This is a genomic window from Alteribacillus persepolensis (genome assembly GCF_900099605.1).
In the GTDB taxonomy this organism is placed as follows: Bacteria; Bacillota; Bacilli; order Bacillales; family Marinococcaceae; genus Alteribacillus; species Alteribacillus persepolensis.
Genome location: NZ_FNDK01000001.1, coordinates 82,683 through 98,856, shown reverse-complemented (window position 1 = coordinate 98,856; position 16,174 = coordinate 82,683). Strand labels below are relative to the sequence as shown.

Annotated in this window: 19 protein-coding genes and 1 other annotated feature; of the genes, 7 read left to right on the top strand and 12 right to left on the bottom strand. The window is 41.2% G+C overall.

Annotated features, from left to right (window positions below; all coding sequences use genetic code 11):
• The first annotated feature begins 112 nt into the window (after positions 1-112).
• Complete coding sequence (ylbJ, locus tag BLT18_RS00485; RefSeq protein WP_245705138.1) at positions 113-1,327, top strand: sporulation integral membrane protein YlbJ; 1,215 nt, start codon at positions 113-115, stop codon at positions 1,325-1,327.
• Between the two features lie 162 nt (positions 1,328-1,489).
• On the opposite strand, the gene coaD is transcribed toward ylbJ, so the two are convergent.
• From coaD to BLT18_RS00460, 5 genes are all read right to left on the bottom strand, one after another.
• Positions 1,490-1,981 carry a pantetheine-phosphate adenylyltransferase gene (gene coaD / locus BLT18_RS00480; protein WP_091270215.1) on the bottom strand — a complete coding sequence of 164 codons (492 nt, stop codon included), beginning with the start codon at positions 1,979-1,981 and terminating at the stop codon, positions 1,490-1,492.
• The gene (gene rsmD, locus BLT18_RS00475; RefSeq protein WP_091270214.1) at positions 1,978-2,550 is read right to left on the bottom strand and encodes a 16S rRNA (guanine(966)-N(2))-methyltransferase RsmD; all 573 of its coding nucleotides are present in this window, start codon (positions 2,548-2,550) and stop codon (positions 1,978-1,980) included. Before rsmD ends, coaD begins: the two co-directional genes overlap by 4 nt.
• A 324-nt stretch (positions 2,551-2,874) precedes the next feature.
• Entirely contained in the window at positions 2,875-4,068 is a 1,194-nt protein-coding gene (locus tag BLT18_RS00470) for an MFS transporter (RefSeq protein WP_091270213.1), read from the bottom strand.
• A 94-nt stretch (positions 4,069-4,162) separates the two neighbouring features.
• Complete coding sequence (locus BLT18_RS00465) at positions 4,163-4,438, bottom strand: YlbG family protein (RefSeq protein WP_091270212.1); 276 nt, start codon at positions 4,436-4,438, stop codon at positions 4,163-4,165.
• Positions 4,439-4,554: 116 nt separating this feature from the next.
• On the bottom strand, positions 4,555-5,343 hold the full coding sequence (locus BLT18_RS00460; RefSeq protein WP_091270211.1) for an SDR family NAD(P)-dependent oxidoreductase: 789 nt from the start codon (positions 5,341-5,343) through the stop codon (positions 4,555-4,557).
• 139 nt (positions 5,344-5,482) lie between these two features.
• Positions 5,483-5,716: a binding site (T-box leader), on the top strand.
• A 101-nt stretch (positions 5,717-5,817) separates the two neighbouring features.
• Between BLT18_RS00460 and proB the strand changes: the two genes are divergently transcribed.
• From proB to BLT18_RS00440, 4 genes are all read left to right on the top strand, one after another.
• Complete coding sequence (gene proB, locus BLT18_RS00455) at positions 5,818-6,936, top strand: glutamate 5-kinase (protein ID WP_091270210.1); 1,119 nt, start codon at positions 5,818-5,820, stop codon at positions 6,934-6,936.
• On the top strand, positions 6,937-8,184 hold the full coding sequence (locus tag BLT18_RS00450) for a glutamate-5-semialdehyde dehydrogenase (RefSeq protein WP_091270209.1): 1,248 nt from the start codon (positions 6,937-6,939) through the stop codon (positions 8,182-8,184).
• 11 nt (positions 8,185-8,195) lie between these two features.
• Entirely contained in the window at positions 8,196-9,032 is an 837-nt protein-coding gene (gene proC, locus BLT18_RS00445) for a pyrroline-5-carboxylate reductase (RefSeq protein ID WP_091270208.1), read from the top strand.
• A gap of 508 nt (positions 9,033-9,540) precedes the next feature.
• Positions 9,541-10,398 carry an ion transporter gene (locus BLT18_RS00440; protein ID WP_091271107.1) on the top strand — a complete coding sequence of 286 codons (858 nt, stop codon included), beginning with the start codon at positions 9,541-9,543 and terminating at the stop codon, positions 10,396-10,398.
• 193 nt (positions 10,399-10,591) lie between these two features.
• Here the strand turns inward: BLT18_RS00440 and BLT18_RS00435 are convergent, their stop codons facing one another.
• The 3 genes from BLT18_RS00435 to BLT18_RS00425 form a co-directional block, all read right to left on the bottom strand.
• Positions 10,592-11,959, bottom strand: coding sequence for an aspartate kinase (locus tag BLT18_RS00435; RefSeq protein WP_091270207.1), 1,368 nt, complete (start codon positions 11,957-11,959; stop codon positions 10,592-10,594).
• A 222-nt stretch (positions 11,960-12,181) separates the two neighbouring features.
• On the bottom strand, positions 12,182-12,529 hold the full coding sequence (locus BLT18_RS00430) for a hypothetical protein (RefSeq protein WP_091270206.1): 348 nt from the start codon (positions 12,527-12,529) through the stop codon (positions 12,182-12,184).
• A gap of 6 nt (positions 12,530-12,535) precedes the next feature.
• Positions 12,536-13,102, bottom strand: coding sequence for a nitroreductase family protein (locus BLT18_RS00425; protein WP_175487315.1), 567 nt, complete (start codon positions 13,100-13,102; stop codon positions 12,536-12,538).
• Positions 13,103-13,306: 204 nt separating this feature from the next.
• On the opposite strand from BLT18_RS00425, the gene BLT18_RS00420 reads away from it, so the two are divergent.
• Together BLT18_RS00420 and cbpB are read left to right on the top strand one after the other, a co-directional pair.
• The gene (locus BLT18_RS00420; protein ID WP_091270204.1) at positions 13,307-13,612 is read left to right on the top strand and encodes a MerR family transcriptional regulator; all 306 of its coding nucleotides are present in this window, start codon (positions 13,307-13,309) and stop codon (positions 13,610-13,612) included.
• Between the two features lie 200 nt (positions 13,613-13,812).
• Positions 13,813-14,250 (top strand): cyclic-di-AMP-binding protein CbpB, encoded by a 438-nt coding sequence (gene cbpB / locus BLT18_RS00415; protein ID WP_091270203.1) that lies wholly within the window; start codon positions 13,813-13,815, stop codon positions 14,248-14,250.
• Between the two features lie 128 nt (positions 14,251-14,378).
• Here cbpB and BLT18_RS00410 read toward each other — a convergent pair whose 3' ends face one another.
• The 4 genes from BLT18_RS00410 to BLT18_RS00395 form a co-directional block, all read right to left on the bottom strand.
• A complete protein-coding gene (locus BLT18_RS00410) occupies positions 14,379-14,807 on the bottom strand; it encodes an SRPBCC family protein (protein ID WP_091270202.1) in 429 nt (142 codons plus the stop codon).
• A 150-nt stretch (positions 14,808-14,957) separates the two neighbouring features.
• Positions 14,958-15,401 carry a YlbF family regulator gene (locus BLT18_RS00405; protein WP_407639909.1) on the bottom strand — a complete coding sequence of 148 codons (444 nt, stop codon included), beginning with the start codon at positions 15,399-15,401 and terminating at the stop codon, positions 14,958-14,960.
• Between the two features lie 62 nt (positions 15,402-15,463).
• Positions 15,464-15,874, bottom strand: coding sequence for a hypothetical protein (locus tag BLT18_RS00400; RefSeq protein ID WP_091270201.1), 411 nt, complete (start codon positions 15,872-15,874; stop codon positions 15,464-15,466).
• 63 nt (positions 15,875-15,937) lie between these two features.
• Positions 15,938-16,159 (bottom strand): YlbE-like family protein, encoded by a 222-nt coding sequence (locus tag BLT18_RS00395; RefSeq protein WP_091270200.1) that lies wholly within the window; start codon positions 16,157-16,159, stop codon positions 15,938-15,940.
• Positions 16,160-16,174 lie beyond the last annotated feature (15 nt).

Here is a 16,174-nt window from a genome sequence, read left to right as displayed (position 1 = left end):
GAGTGCCGTCCATATTTCCTATTTCCACAGATGACAAGTCTGCTTGCAAAACGACGTGCATGTCTCTTTCTTTTCCCAGCCACATAACCAACATTGAAGGGGGCCCATTCACTTGAACATAAAAGACATGCGTATGCTCGGCATCGCCATTGCCTTTTTTTTGTTTACTGTCTGCTTGATTGCATATCCAAAAGATGTATTAGAAGCTTCTAAAAGCGGACTAGCTATGTGGAGTGATTCCGTTTTTCCATCGCTGCTGCCTTTTTTTATTGCAGCCGAACTGTTGATAGCCTTTGGTATCGTCAGTTTCCTCGGCGTCTTGCTGGAGCCTTTTATGCGCCCACTGTTTAATGTCCCTGGGTGCGGAGGATTTGTTTGGGCGATGGGGCTTTCTTCTGGTTTTCCATCAGGAGCCAAGTTTACCGTAAGATTACGCAAACAAAAAAAGCTCACAAAAGAAGAAGCCGAACGGCTAGTCAGCTTCACTAACTCATCTAGCCCGTTATTTATTTGCGGTGCAATCGCCGTCGGTTTTTTTCAAGACCCGGCATTAGGTTTGTTGTTAGCTGCCTGTCACTACGGGGCCAACACCCTGGTTGGTATCATCATGCGATTTTATCGAAAAAACGCTCCTCCCAGCACAAATACAAATAGTAAAATTTCCATATCCGCAGCCATTCATGCACTAAAAAAAGAGCAAGACAGCGATGAGCGTCCGCTTGGACAAAAGTTAGGAGATGCCGTATCAACATCCATTCATACTTTACTTATGATTGGCGGATTTATTGTATTATTTTCCGTCTTATACCGAATCCTGCACGTCACTGGTTTCATTCACATACTGTCTATGCTGCCAGCTTTGATTTTGTCACTTTTACAATTTAATCAAGCCCTGGCATTTCCATGGCTTTCCGGCTTTTTTGAAATTACAGTCGGCAGTAAATTAGTCAGTGACCTGCAGCAAACCGATATGTTAGAAAAAGCGATGATTGTTGGATTCATACTAGGTTTTAGCGGGTTTTCTGTCCAGGCTCAAGTAGCTAGTTTGCTTGCAGACACAGACATACGATTTGCTCCCTTCTTTGCAGCCCGCTGGCTTCACGGGTTATTAGCAATGTTCTTAACATATATATTATGGGAGCCTTTATACGTTAGGCAAGCAGAACGTCCAGTATTTACAGGAGATACCGCTGTTTCATTTATGAAGACAGGCTGGCAGGGCATCGAAGCATGGTTTATTCAATACGGAACACTGGTGACCATTTCTTCGCTTTTACTCTATATCATCGTTATCCATACGACAAACAAACGGCACACCTCTAACTAATATTGATGCATGTCCTGAAACAAGCCTTCTCATCCAAATGTTAAAGTGCATAGGTGATGTGCTTTTTGTCCTTTAGCATGTTTACCTTTTTTAAACGTTATAAAACCAATAAAAAAAGGATGTTCCGCTTCTTCCTTACGGGACATCCTGTATGATACATTCCTACTCTGTTAAATGACTGTATTTTTCCTGAAGTGCTTTTTGAACAGGAAGCGGCACTAATTCTTTCACATCTGCTTGATATTTCGCTACTTCTTTTACAATACTAGAGCTTAAGTATGAATATTGATTGTTTGTCATCATAAAAAACGTTTCTACATCGGCATCGAGCTTACGGTTAATTGATGCTGCCTGCAATTCATACTCAAAATCTGAAACTGCCCGCAGACCTCGAACAATCGTTGCTGCTCCTTTCTCCCGCACATAGTCGACAAGCAGACCATTAAAAGAATCCACTTCGATATTGCCTATGTAAGAAGTAGACTCTTTTAACATTTGCACTCGTTCTTCCACTGTAAACAGCGGTACTTTGTTACGATTATGTAAAACAGCTACGACAACCTTGTCAAAAACCTTGGCGCTGCGCTCAATAATGTCTAAGTGCCCATTTGTGACAGGATCAAAGCTTCCTGGATAGACGGCAATCGCAGTCATTTTATATTCCCTCCTTCATGATCAAATCCATATATAGAAACAGCCGTATCCCCGTAAGTATGCGCCTGTTGTTTCGAAAGTCCGCTGACATAGTCTGGAAGCTCAACAGATGAACGATGCTCACAAATAGCATACCCAGACAAGCGAAGAAGCCCTTTCTCATATATGGTGGTAAGCATTTCCGCTAATTGTTGATAATCATAAGGCGGATCCATACAAATCAAATCAAACACTTCGTTTCTTTTTTCAAGCGCTGACAGTGCACGCGAGGTATCATTGCGATAAATACGGCTGGATTGCTCAAATGACGCTGCTTTTACATTCTGCCGTATTATTTTTACAGCCTGCGGGGATTTATCGACAAACACAAAAGAATCAAACCCCCGGCTCAGCGCTTCAATCCCCAGGCTGCCCGTTCCTGCATACAAATCAAGCCCCGCTCCTCCGCGAAAATACGGACCGATTCGATGAAACAGCGCTTCTTTTACTTTATCAGAAGTCGGCCTCGTTTTCATTCCCGGTACCGCTTTCAAAATGACACCCTTTGCTGTTCCTGAAATAACACGCATGATGTTCACGTTCCTTTATTCACAAACAAATAAATTTCAGTCAAAAGAGATGTAATACCGATGCCAAAGCACCTGTATTGATTTAATGCTATCACAAAATAGGTAGCTGTCAAAGAACTTCGAAGAGAAATTTTGTTTTTGTGTATAAAACTGCTGACAGGCGTCTATACTGACAAACAGCAGCATGATTCCATGTTGCTGTTTAACCGCGGAGAAGGCTTACGTTTCCCCATAAGCTCTTCCTCCGGTTTCTCCTCTCCCATAGCCCGCAACATTCGGGCAAGGCTGTTCCTATACCCTGAGGAACAGCCTTTTTTTGATAGATTAAACATTCTTCCGCAAACGAGGAATTACTTGAAAATACATCACCAAAACACCTGTAAATAATAACACAGCAGAAAATAAAAACAATAAGCGGATACCAGCCGCTGCTGCAATGACGCCTCCCAACATTGGGCCAAGCATTGAACCTAAAAAGAGAAAGCTGTTGGAAAAGCCATACGTTCTGCTCTCCATCCCCTCAGGAGCTAATTTTCGAATAAGCGCATTTGCAGCTGGGAGAAGCCCTCCTAAACAAAGTCCTGTCATAAACCTCATCACAATTAATTGCCACAATTCGGTAACAAAAGCTTGCGGAATCGAAAAAATGCTTGCACCAATTAACGAGCCAAACAGTACATATTGAGCTCCTTTTTTATCGCTTACCTTCCCAAGTCGTGGTGAAGCCAGCATATTAGCAAACCCCATTGCCGAAACTGCCAGGCCTGCAAAGAATGCACTGTTGACTCCGCCGCTTAAGTCTTCCACAAACAAAGAGACCAGCGGATTTACACCGACAAGTGCAAACTGAATGAAGAATACAATGACGTATACGAACGGTATAGGCTGAATCCCAGCGATTTTTTTAAAATCCTGCCACGTACTTGTTTTTTCTTCATTTTTCGGTGGATCAAAATCCTCTTTCACAAACAAAAATACAGCACATGTCGCCAAGGCAATCCCCAGCCCGGTAATATTAAATATCGTTCGAAATCCAAACACCTCTGCCATTAGCCCGCCAAACAACGGCCCACAAATGCTTCCAGCAACAGCACCAGCTTGCAGAATACCTAATGCATAGCCGACGTGCTGCTTTGGGGTATTTGTGGAAACCAATGTAATAGAGGCCGGATTAAAACCAGAGATTGTCCCATTTAACAGCCGAAAAAAGAACAAGCTCCACGGACCTGTAGCAAACCCCATTAAGATCATCACCACAGCCATTCCAAATCCCGATCGAAGTACCATAAGCCGTCTCCCGTAGCGATCAGCCAGTTTTCCCCATAACGGAGAAACTAAAAAAGCACTAAAAAAATTAATACCAAAAATAACACCTGACCAGATGCTTACCTGCTCAGGGTCCGTGACGCCAAGATCTTGTAAATACAGCGGCAAAAACGGAATAATCATTGTCATCGCCGCCATAACAATAAATACAGACGCCGTTAAAATATATAAATTTTTCTTCCAGTCTACCATGCCAGTATATACCCTTCTTTCTCTTCAAACTGCCTTTCATATACTGCCGTGAAGGAAAAAGCTGCCCTTTTCAATGAAGAAAAGAACAGCATACTTAAATACCAACATTATAATCAAATTGCTTCTCTCTTGGATGAACAGGACCTGAAAATTCAGTAGAAATATCCGGCTTCATAGACGGCTCTACTTTTTTTACAAATGGCAGTGCTTCTAATGATTGCACTGTTTGCTCGATGTCACTTTTATTACAATATACTACTGCGTATTTCATTCGTTTTGAAACGTAATGGACAACACCATACTTGCGTAATTGTCTGGCTAGTTTGACAGAGTGCAGCCATACAGCCATTCCAGCTCTTTCTTGAAACATACCTTCTCTCTCCTTTTTAGAAGGTTTGTTTATAGTTTAGCACGCCAGGTAAACTAACAGCAATCAATTGCAATAGCTTTTTATAACTTTTGTTTACATAATAATTTTATCGTTGCTTATTTTTTATAAAATTGACGCTTTCCCAGGGTTTCTATAAGTCCAGGAAACATGGCATGCAGCTTAGAAACGGCTGCCATCCACTTCGGTATATTAACTTCACGTTTTCTCTTTTCGATTGCTGCATCCCATACTTGTTTTGCAACATCATCTGTCTCCATAGCAAAACGTTTAATACTCTTTTCATACCGGCCGCTCGGATCTGCTTTTTGAAAAAAACTAGTTTTAACAGGACCCGGATTCACCGTTGATACAAAAATTCCATCCGGTTCTGTTTCTAAACGCAGCGCATTGCTAAATCCTATCAATGCATGTTTCGTCGCTGCATACATAGACGATTTCGGTGTCGCTAACCTTCCTGCTTGTGAACCAATATTAATGATATGTCCCTGCTTTTTTGCTTTCATAAATGGCAGCACCGCTTTAACAACATAAAATAAACCTAAAATATTAACATCGACCATGGCTTTCGCATCTTCTGCAGTTGTTTCTTCTGTTAACATAAATCGGCCTAATCCGGCATTGTTAATCAGGATATCCACTTTCTTTACATCATCCATTATAGAAGCAGCTGTTTGCTTTACCTGCTGTTCATCCGTCACGTCACAAACATATATTGAACATGCCCCACCATCAGCTTGAATGTCCCGCTGTATACGCTGCAAATGCTTTTTTGACCTTGCCATCAACACAGGATAGTGTCCTTGTGTTGCAGCCATTCGTGCTAAAGATTCTCCTATGCCGCTTGAAGCTCCTGTTATCACGATGTTTTGTTTCGTTGTCTCCATGTTGTACACCTCCTTGTTGAATATAATTTTTAGCAGCAGACTTGACAAATGAAAAGATTTTTTCACATAATATGATAACTGGATATTTTATGGATGACGTTCCTTGTAAAATATAACTGAACTTTTTGCAAATTGATATGATCATGCTGTGAAAGGGAATAGTAAGAGAATGATCACCAACAGAGAGTAAAGCCCTAGGCTGAGAGGTTTTACAGGATATCGGCATCTCTGAACCCGCCCTGGAGCTGTCAGGGATAAACCTGACCGTCCCTCTAACGTTACTGGAGAAAGCGGGAATACACAGGGATAGACGTCTGTCTTCTGTGTATTCCAATAAAGGTGGTACCGCGGGAACAACTCTTCCGTCCTTTACGAAGGACAGAAGAGTTTTTTTATTGTTAGCTAATTATCATCGTTTGTTCGTTTCTAGAGAATAACACAGTCCTATACGACTACTTATTTAAGGTGATTGTCATGAAAAAACAGCGTATTGTCGTCAAAATAGGCAGCAGTTCACTCACTAATCCAGGTGGTGAATTAAGCCGCGAAAAATTAAAAAGTTATACAGATGCTATTGCTGCCTTGCGAAACGAAGGGCATCAAGTCATTCTTATTTCATCTGGAGCTGTTGCAGCAGGATTTTCCGGTTTGAACTATCCAACTCGTCCCGTTACTTTGGCTGGTAAGCAAGCGGCAGCTGCTGTCGGCCAAGGCTTATTAATGCAGGCATATACCGAAGCTTTTAACGAGTATAAGATAGAAACCGGCCAAATCTTATTAACAAGAAGTAATTTTTCCAACAAATCACAATATCAAAATGCATACTCTACGTTATCTGAATTGCTGCACCGCGGTGTTCTGCCTATTATTAATGAAAATGATACCATTGCCGTTGATGAGCTGACATTTGGCGATAACGATATGCTTTCTGCACTTGTTGGCGGCCTTATTCACGCCGATTGTTTAATCATTTTAACCGATATCAACGGCATTTATGATTCTAATCCGAACACTAACCCACAAGCGAAACGCTATCACTTTTTATCAGAAATTACTCCTGATTTGTATGAGCAAGCTGGTGATGCAGGTTCGAACGTGGGGACAGGCGGAATGAAATCCAAGTTAGAAGCTGCAGAAACAGCATTGTCTCTAGGATTACGTACTTTTATCGGCACAGGCTTCGGTTCCGCCTTTTTATCTGACATTCTTGCTGGCAAAGGCGATGGCACATACATTGGTTTTCCAGGCAGCTTTGTGCTAAACAGCAAAAAACAGTGGCTTGCCCTGCATTCTCTGCCTGCCGGTGGGCTGACGATTGACAATGGAGCTAAAACAGCCCTTCTTGATAAAGGAAAAAGCCTGCTTCCAGCTGGCATTATCAACGTGCAAGGAAACTTTGAGAGCGGCGCCGTTGTAGAAGTAAAAGACCAAAAAGGTCAGATTATCGGCAAAGGGCAAGTCAACATGTCTGCAAACGAGATCAAAGAAATTAAAGGAAAATCGTCTTATGACGCATCATTATTAACCGTTACTAATAAAGCAGAAGTTATTCACCGAGATGAATGGGTACATCTGCCAAAGGAGAGGATATAAATGGGAGTTATAAGAGAACAAGGACAAAAAGCAAAAGCAGCCTCTGAAGAAATGGCTTTGCTGTCAACAGAAGAAAAAAACAGCTTGCTGCATAAAATGAGTGAATGCCTCTTAGATGACATGGATGTCATCCTTTTAGAGAACGAAAAGGATTTAGCACAAGGAGAAAAAAATGGATTATCCGCAGCACTTCTTGACCGCCTGCGCTTAACACCAGACCGAATTAAAGGAATGGCGAATGGCTTTCAGCAAGTAGCATCATTAAAAGACCCTATTGGTGAAACAATCGAAAGTTGGGAGCGCCCCAACGGGTTACAAATCGACAGCATCCGTGTCCCGCTTGGTGTAGCAGGTATCATTTATGAAGCCCGCCCAAATGTGACTGCTGATGCAGCCGGTCTTTGTATTAAAACAGGAAACGCTGCCTTTTTGAGAGGAAGTTCCTCCGCTTATTACTCCAATAAAGCAATTGTCCAATCCATTCATTCTGCTCTTCAAGCAGAAGGCATTACAACAGATGCCGTTCAATTAGCAAAAGATACATCCAGAGAAGCTGCTTCAGAAATGTTTACAATGAATGATTACTTGGATGTTTTAATCCCAAGAGGCGGTGCCGGCCTTATCCAGGCTGTCGTCAAACAATCATCTGTTCCTGTGCTAGAGACCGGCGTCGGGAACTGCCACGTCTATATTGATGACACAGCTGATAAAGATATGGGAATAGCGATTGCCGTTAATGCCAAAACACAGCGCCCGTCAGTATGTAACGCTTGTGAAACCATAGTTGTTCATCAATCCTGGTTTGACCAGCACGGCACAGAACTTGTCCGTGCATTGCTTGAAAAAGGAGTCGACATTCGAGGAGATCAAGCAGTACAACACGTACACGAACAAGTAAAACCAGCCACTGAAAATGATTGGAAGGAAGAATACTTGGATTTGATTGTTGCTGTAAAAACCGTAGAACATGCAAAAGAGGCAGTGTCCCATATAAAAAAATACGGCACAGGGCATTCTGAAGCTATTATTACGGAAACTGCTGAAAATAAGCAGCTCTTTTTCCGCCACATTGATGCGGCAGCGCTCTACCATAACGCTTCGACCCGTTTTACTGACGGGGATGAATTCGGCTTCGGTGCAGAAATTGGCATCAGCACACAAAAACTGCATGCCCGTGGTCCAATGGGCCTTAAAGCATTAACTTCTTCAAAATATATTGTAGTGGGCAGCGGACAAATCAAAGAATAGGAGGATATAGAATGCTTGAAAACAAAACGCTTGCTTTCATCGGCGCCGGATCGATGGCAGAGTCCATTATTGGCGGCCTGCTGTCCGAACAGCTTGTTTCTCCAGAGCAAATTGTCGTAACGAATAAAAGCCAGCAGCAGCGTCTTGATGAATTACAGAAGCGCTATGACGTACAAACCACAAGCTCTAACAAAGCAGCCGTCGAGAAGGCCGATATTGTCATTTTAGCATTCAAACCAAAACATGCTGCAGAAGGCATATCAACGATTAAAGGCAGCACAACAGACAAACATTTAATTATTTCTGTATTAGCCGGTCTCTCAACTGGTTATATCGAACAGCTTTTCGAAAAGGAAACGCCGGTTATCCGTGCTATGCCAAATACGTCTTCAAAAGTAAATGCTTCAGCAACCGCTCTTTGCAAAGGGTATTACACGAATGCGTATCATTTGGATATGTCTTCTGTTCTCTTTCAAGCAATTGGTACAGTGACAACGATTGAAGAAAGCAAGATGGATGCTGTCACTGGTATTTCTGGAAGCGGTCCTGCCTATTTTTATTATCTCGTAGAAGCTATGCAAACAGCAGCAACAGAAGCCGGCCTTCCCGACAAAGAGGCAAAAGAGCTCATTGTCCAAACACTTCACGGGGCAGCTAAACGTCTGCAGCAAACAGAAAAAACGCCGCATGATCTCTATCAAGAAGTAATGAGTCCAGGTGGTACGACAGAAGCAGCGTTTACATTGTTTAAACACCACCGCTTGCAAGAACATTTTCAAGAAGGAATCCAAGAAGCAATTAATCGTTCCAAAGAATTAGGTGCTTCTACTAAAAGTCCGCTGACATAAATCAAAAAAGAGCGCTCCTTTATTGGAGCTGCTCTTTTTTGATATTCTAAAGCTTATTAAGGTTATCATCACCTTTTCCTTTCGAATCGGGCAGCTCTTCAGGTTCACTAACCAGGCAAAACTTGAATTGCCGCCGGGCTCACAGGAGGACGTTCCATTCGATGCTGCCACAGGACGCACCTCCCACAGGAGGTAATTACTTCTACGTTCAACACAGAACATGTACGTTCTTCGTAGAAGCTCCTTCAACCCAGCCACATTTCCTTCTTTCCGGATAATTGCATTTTTCTTATCCTTTCATCCCTTCACAAAGGTAACTTTTCCTAACGCGTAACACATCAAACTATTTATTCATCCCTATATTTAAATGAAAACCTTTTTCAGCAAGTGTCATGATATCTCCATTGTTTTTCCATGCTTTTACCTTTTCACTTCGTTTTTCTTTTAGTAAAATTTAAAAGGGTATCATTAGACAAACAAGAAAATAAGGAGAGGAATGTTTTTACATATGAACCGCGAGGCTGTCGCACATATAAGAAAAAAGATTGCCCGTTTGGTAGAACACCGTGCCTTTCTTGCCACCATCATGATTTTTATCGTAATCAATGCACTCATTGTTGGATTGGAAACATACCCGCGGTTATATCAAGATTATACCTCTGTTTTTTATGCATTAGACCGAGTGCTGCTTTGGATTTTCACCATAGAAATTATTCTGCGCATGATTGCTGCCAAACCTGCCCTATCCTTTTTTAAAGGTACTTGGAATTGGTTTGATTTTCTCATTGTTTTTGCAGGGCATGTATTTGCCGGCGCACACTTTGTTACAGTACTGCGTATTTTGCGCGTGCTCCGTGTGCTTCGAGCAATATCGGTCATACCGTCGCTGCGCAGGCTCGTAGATGCACTGCTGTTAACAATCCCTGCTCTTGGCAATATTCTCATCTTGATGGGTATTATCTTTTATATTTATGCGGTTATTGGCACAATGCTCTATCAAGACATCGCTCCTGAGTATTTTGGAAACTTGCAGCTATCATTTCTTACTCTTTTCCAAGTAGTAACACTAGAGTCTTGGGCAAGTAATGTCATGCGGCCTATTTTCGAACAAGAACCGCTGTCTTGGATTTACTTCGTCAGCTTCGTACTCGTTGGTACGTTTGTTGTTTTCAACTTGTTTATCGGTGTAATCGTAAACAATGTGGAAAAAGCAAACGAAATGGAGTTAGCAGCAAATAACGATAAAAAAGATGACAATAAAGAACCTACTCCTTTTACGAATGAAAAACAAATTGACGAACTGCAGCGTGATGTCCAAGAACTCAAACAACTTCTGCTTGAAGAAAAAGAAAATCGGTCCCGTTAGAAAAAGAGCCTCGTTCCTGGCCAGGAACGAGGTTCTTTTTTGTAAACTCCTCAATGGCATCAACGTAAACCTGCTTAAAATGCATATAACATCCTACTGACACGAATGACTATCCATCCGCTGACAACGGGTTATTTTTATACCAGCCGTGCTTGTCTATGGGTCTACATCCTTTTTAAATGCTCAGACTTTTTTATTGCAACACTTTCTTTTCGCTGAAAAATTCTTCATACAGCCCGCGAATAGCATCATCTACGCTGCTTTCATGAACACCAAACGATAAGGACACTTCGGAAGAACCTTGATTAATCATTTCAATATTGACACCTTGTTCAGAAATTGCCTTGGTTGCACGAGACGCAATACCAACGGTTTCATGCATACCTTCTCCAACAAGCATAATCATAGCAAAACCTTTTTCGATATAAGCATCATCAGCGTTTAATTCATCAATAATACGACGAATCATTCGATCTTCTTTTTCTGGCGTTAGCTGACTATCATCGAGAATGACAGAAGTGTCATCAATACCAGAAGGCATGTGTTCATAAGACACTTCTTCATCTTCAATAATCTCTAAGAGCTTGCGGCCAAATCCAACTTCACGGTTCATCAAGTACTTGCGTACATAAATAGTGCTGAAACCTTTATCAGCAGCAATACCAATCACTGGGTTCGTGGCATACTCTCGTTCGTTAATAATCATGGTTCCACTAGCTTCCGGGTTATTTGTATTTTTCACACACACTGGAATATTGCTTTGAAAAGCAGGAATTAGCGCCTCATCATGAAATACACCGAAACCTGCGTAAGAGAGCTCGCGCATTTCACGATAAGTCATGCGTTTAATAGAGCACGGCTCATCCACCACCTTTGGGTTAGCAGCAAATACGGAGTCTACATCCGTAAAGTTTTCATACATATCTGCTTTTACCCCTGCTGCAACGATGGAACCAGTAATATCGGAACCGCCGCGCGGGAATGTTACGAGACGGCCTTCCTTTGAATAGCCAAAAAACCCTGGAATAACAAGAATACCGTCTTTATCACGCAGCTTATACAAATGATCGTATGCTTCAGGAAGCACTTGAGCATTCCCAGGAGTATCACTGACAAATAACCCAGCTTGTTCTGGATGCACGTATTCAGCCGTGTATCCTAGACGTTGAAGAAAACGAGCAATAACTTTTGCATTATTGTCTTCCCCGCTTGCTTTCAGCTGGTCCATAAACTGCCCTTCATTAGACGTATCATAAGCGAGGCGGCTCTTCAAATCATCTTTGATTGTTTTCACAATATCATCATCAAGTCCAAGCCCCTCAGCAATGTCGCGGTACCTTTCCACAACGGCTGCTAGAGCGTCGTCAGCCTTTCCTTCGTTTAAATACGTTTCTCCAAGGCCAATTAACAAATCCGTTACTTTTGTATCATCATCGCTGCGTTTGCCTGGGGCTGATACAACGATGATTTTGCGATCATTATCGGCAGTAACAATATTTGTTACTTTTTTAATTTGTTCTGCACTTGCTAATGAAGTGCCTCCAAATTTAGCTACTTTCATATCAGTTAAACATCTCCTATGCTTTGTTTGTCTTCCGTTCTTTTGTTTATCAGAAAATTTCACAAATATTAGGTTATCACACGAGCCTAATCATCACAAAGGTTTTTTTGCACCATTTCATACCATTCTTTTGTCTATAACTGTCTAAGCGAAACTCATCCGGCAAACGCTCTTTATCTGCCAATCGTTCTATTGCGTGCTTTCATACGCCTCGAATTTGTCTTATCCCCACACAAATTCATCATCCCATTTCGTATTGGCAACACCGATTGTCTTTAGCAGAGCAACCACAATTGGAACATCTTCTTCTACTAATGTTTCGACTGTGCATGATGATTCTGGTTCATAACCTAGTTCCTTCGCTTCACTGTAGTCTGTTTCCTGTAAATAATTTGTCATATCTGCCTGGTTAAAACACGGCGGGGTAACATACACGCGGGTGTTATGATCTACTATCGTTCGTGCATCAGGCGGTGCCTCTAATTGAATAGGAATGAATAAACCTGCTGTGATCAGAACAATAAACGCAAGACCGAACGCGAAAACACCTTTATTCATGCTGTTTTTCATATTTCTTCACTCCAGCCAGCTGACACTCTCTGTTTCATGACGCTCTATTCGTTTTGGAACCTCTTTTGGATAACCTAGAAATAAAAAGCCGATAATATCTTCTTCCTCTTTTGGCTGCACAATCTCTCTTGCAATAGAATCATTGACGAGCTGCCCGGTCGCCCACTTTGTTCCAACCCCTTCTTCCCACGCTGCAAGCATAAAGTTTTGAATCGCACAAGCCACCGCGGCATAGTCCTCTTTCTCTCTAACTGGATCCACACTATATCGATGGGTCGTCACAGCAATCACCCAGGGTAAATCAATCATAAATTGATATGCATCTTCTTTGGCCTGCTTAGCGCGCTCTGAATTCTTGTCCAAAAATTTCTCCACTTTTAACTCGCTGCGTCTTTTCGCAAGTTTTTCTTTCGTTTCACCTGTCATTGCATAAAAGCGCCATGGCTCTGTCATTTTATGGTTTGGTGCATGAACAGCGCAGTGTACTGCCTTTTCAATAACAGACTTATCCACTGGTTCATTTGTAAACTTATGTATCGTTCTGCGTGATAATAATCCCTCACTCAATTCCATAGACTTATCCATCCTTTCTTTTTATCAAACAGCTGTTACTTTTATTATAGCGCGAATATTTCCTGTTCTCCTAGTGGAAAATATATATTTTTTTAGATTGATTGTGTTAGGTTTTCTCACATAAAAAAATATTTTTTTCTAACAAGTATGATATATTAATAGCAACACACATCGTTTCTGGTAACATAAAGGAGTGCATATCGCATGTCTTCTTACAAAGATAAAAAAGTAATCACCATTGGTATCATCAGTGAATTAACGGGTTTGTCAGAAAGAAAAATTCGTTATTACGAAGAGCGGAAACTTATCTTTCCAGAACGGACAAAAGGTGGTACACGAAAGTATTCATTTGATGATGTTGAACGGCTTGTAGATATTGCAAACAAAATGGAAGACGGTATGCAAACATTTGATATCCGCCGGATGGAACAAAAAAAACTATCCAAAAAAGAACTGCGTGAACGCATGTTACGCGGCCAATTAAATGCAGCCTTTAATATGAGAAAATAAGGTTTAAGGCATTAAAAACCGGGGTATAGGTTGTTGGATTTTTTAAGGAAAACATAGAAAGAGACAGAAAGCGTTTTCAAACATTCTTGACAATACCTCCTTCTCCCTCTACTATTATATTGGGTATACGTGATGCAACATGAAAGGGCCACTTTCTTTTTCCTAACGGAAAAATTCCATTCAGAAAGAAAGTGATGTTCATGTTACAAACATTAAAAAATAGTCAAATTGTTGATAATGAGATTAAAGAGTTAATGATTTCTCATGAAAAAGTAGCACATGTGCAATTGAATAATCCACTCGATCACGCATTGCTTGTGCTCATTAAATCAGGTTATACAGCGATACCAGTATTAGATACAGAGTACAAAGTCCAAGGACAAATTAGCAAAGCGCAAATTCTTGATTCTATTTTAGGAATCGAACGAATTGAAATGGAGCGTCTCCACGATTATAAAGTTTGTGATGTAATGACAACAAAAGTTCCTAAAATGAACAAGAACGAAACGTTTGGAAAAGCACTAATGCTTTCCATTAACCATCCATTTGTATGTATTGAAGACGATGAACAATCGTTTATAGGAATAATGACTCGCAGATCAATCCTTGCTTTGATTCATCGCTACCTTGGCAAATAACATCTATTCCCTTCTAAAAAAGTGACCGATTTGATAAGAAAGTTGGCCCTTAGGGTACACGAGCAGCACATAGGAGCATGTCCTATAGAAAAGCTCTTGGCGCAAACCGCTGAGGGCTCTTTCTCTTTCTAAGAAAAATGCGAGCGTAAATATTTTTTGCGGCCAGTAAACATTGCCTTTAATCCTTGTTTAATCAACCAAGCTGGCCATTTGCTTTCAAACATAATAGTATCGGTTACACAAACCAATTCCCCCCACTGTTCAAATGAATGAACATGTTTCCAATCCGTCAAAGGGTACGGCATTCTTTCTCCAACATCAATAAATTGACGAGGCGGCTTTACATCTGTTATTTTCGCTTGCCAATAAACGTTTTTCACCTTTGTATCTATTTGCAGCGTGATGATAGTACCTGTTTTGTTTTGTTCAACACTTTCAATAGATACGACTGGAAAATGAGTCAGCCGTACTATATTTTGTGGATTCTTAAAAAAACTCCACACATCCCAAATATCTGCATTTATGATGGTTTGATCATAAAATTGCCCGTTAAACATGGATGCTCCTCCTATCAGCTTGGCATTTCTTATCAATATCTTAAAAAAACTTGACCAGCACCAAGCTCTGAGTGGAACAATCTGGCTTCTTTGATTGATACATAAAAACAACTCCTCTGGCGTCGTCGCCCATGAGGAGTTGTTAATGTATTAACTGCAGCCGCAGCTTCCTCCAGATCCACAGCCGCCTCCGCATGACATATTATCGAAATACGGATTTCCTGTTGGTACTTTTATCGCAGGGGAAACCGCCCCAGCAATTTCTGCACAAACGTCATTCAACAGATTTTCTAATTCTTTTTCAGCTTTTTTAAACACAGCAATAGGTTCATACAAATCAAGCTCGCGTTTTACTGCGCGCACCTGTTTTGAAATCGTCTTATAATCAGGATGATATTTTCCAAATCGCTGCACATCCTCATATTTATCTTTCCATTCCGCAAACGATGCGACTAGCTGCTGCGCTTTACGATCTTCATTCATTCTTTGCCGTGCTTCTTTATAATGTATATATACCTCAGACTGTAAAACCATTTGTCCAAGTAACGTCGATTCATCCAACAGATCAATCGAGGTTGACATCATTACCGTCATATAAACACCCCCGTGTCATTTAGTATAACACGGAAAATGGTACAAGACGAAACCACAGATCGTTATTCTTGGATTTCAATGTCAAAGTCGATAGTTTCAACTGTTGGAGTCCCATCATATGGCACAGGCCGTATGGTAATCGAATGCTTTCCAGGAGGCAGACCTTTCATAATGAATGCTGCTTGATGCATTTCAGCAGCTGCTTGACCGTTCATCTCTACAAGCACATAACCATCGCCGCCTTTTTCTTTTTTGGCCAGTGAAAAATCCGGGATGACACATTCAATATATAAATTCTTTCCTTTTAGCTTATACTGCAACGTCCAATCGTCTGTTTGGATACCTTTCATTTTCATTACCGGAGCTGCCCTGTTATCATCAATGTCCATCACTTCAAATGCCTGGACGCTTATAAGCGGTACAAACGATAGTGTCATAAGAAAAAGCAGGCCGAAGAGAACCTTTTTTATCATGAAAAACCCTCCTTTGCTTGTTTAGTATGCAGCAATGGAGGGTTTTTAAACGTGTATGAGCTGTTATTTTAATAATTTTAAAATCATTAATGCCATATCCATATTTCGTTGAAAACGTTCGATACGCTGCGGCATTGTCTGCCCGTGATAAACTTTGGATGCATCGACAAATGCATCAATTTGTTCAGGATGCTTGGTCAATGTGCGGTACCATTCAGGGTGAAAGCGTATAAATTCTTTATACTCGGGTTTTGCTTGTATCATCGCATACGTCTTTGGATGCATATGTTTGCTGCCCCC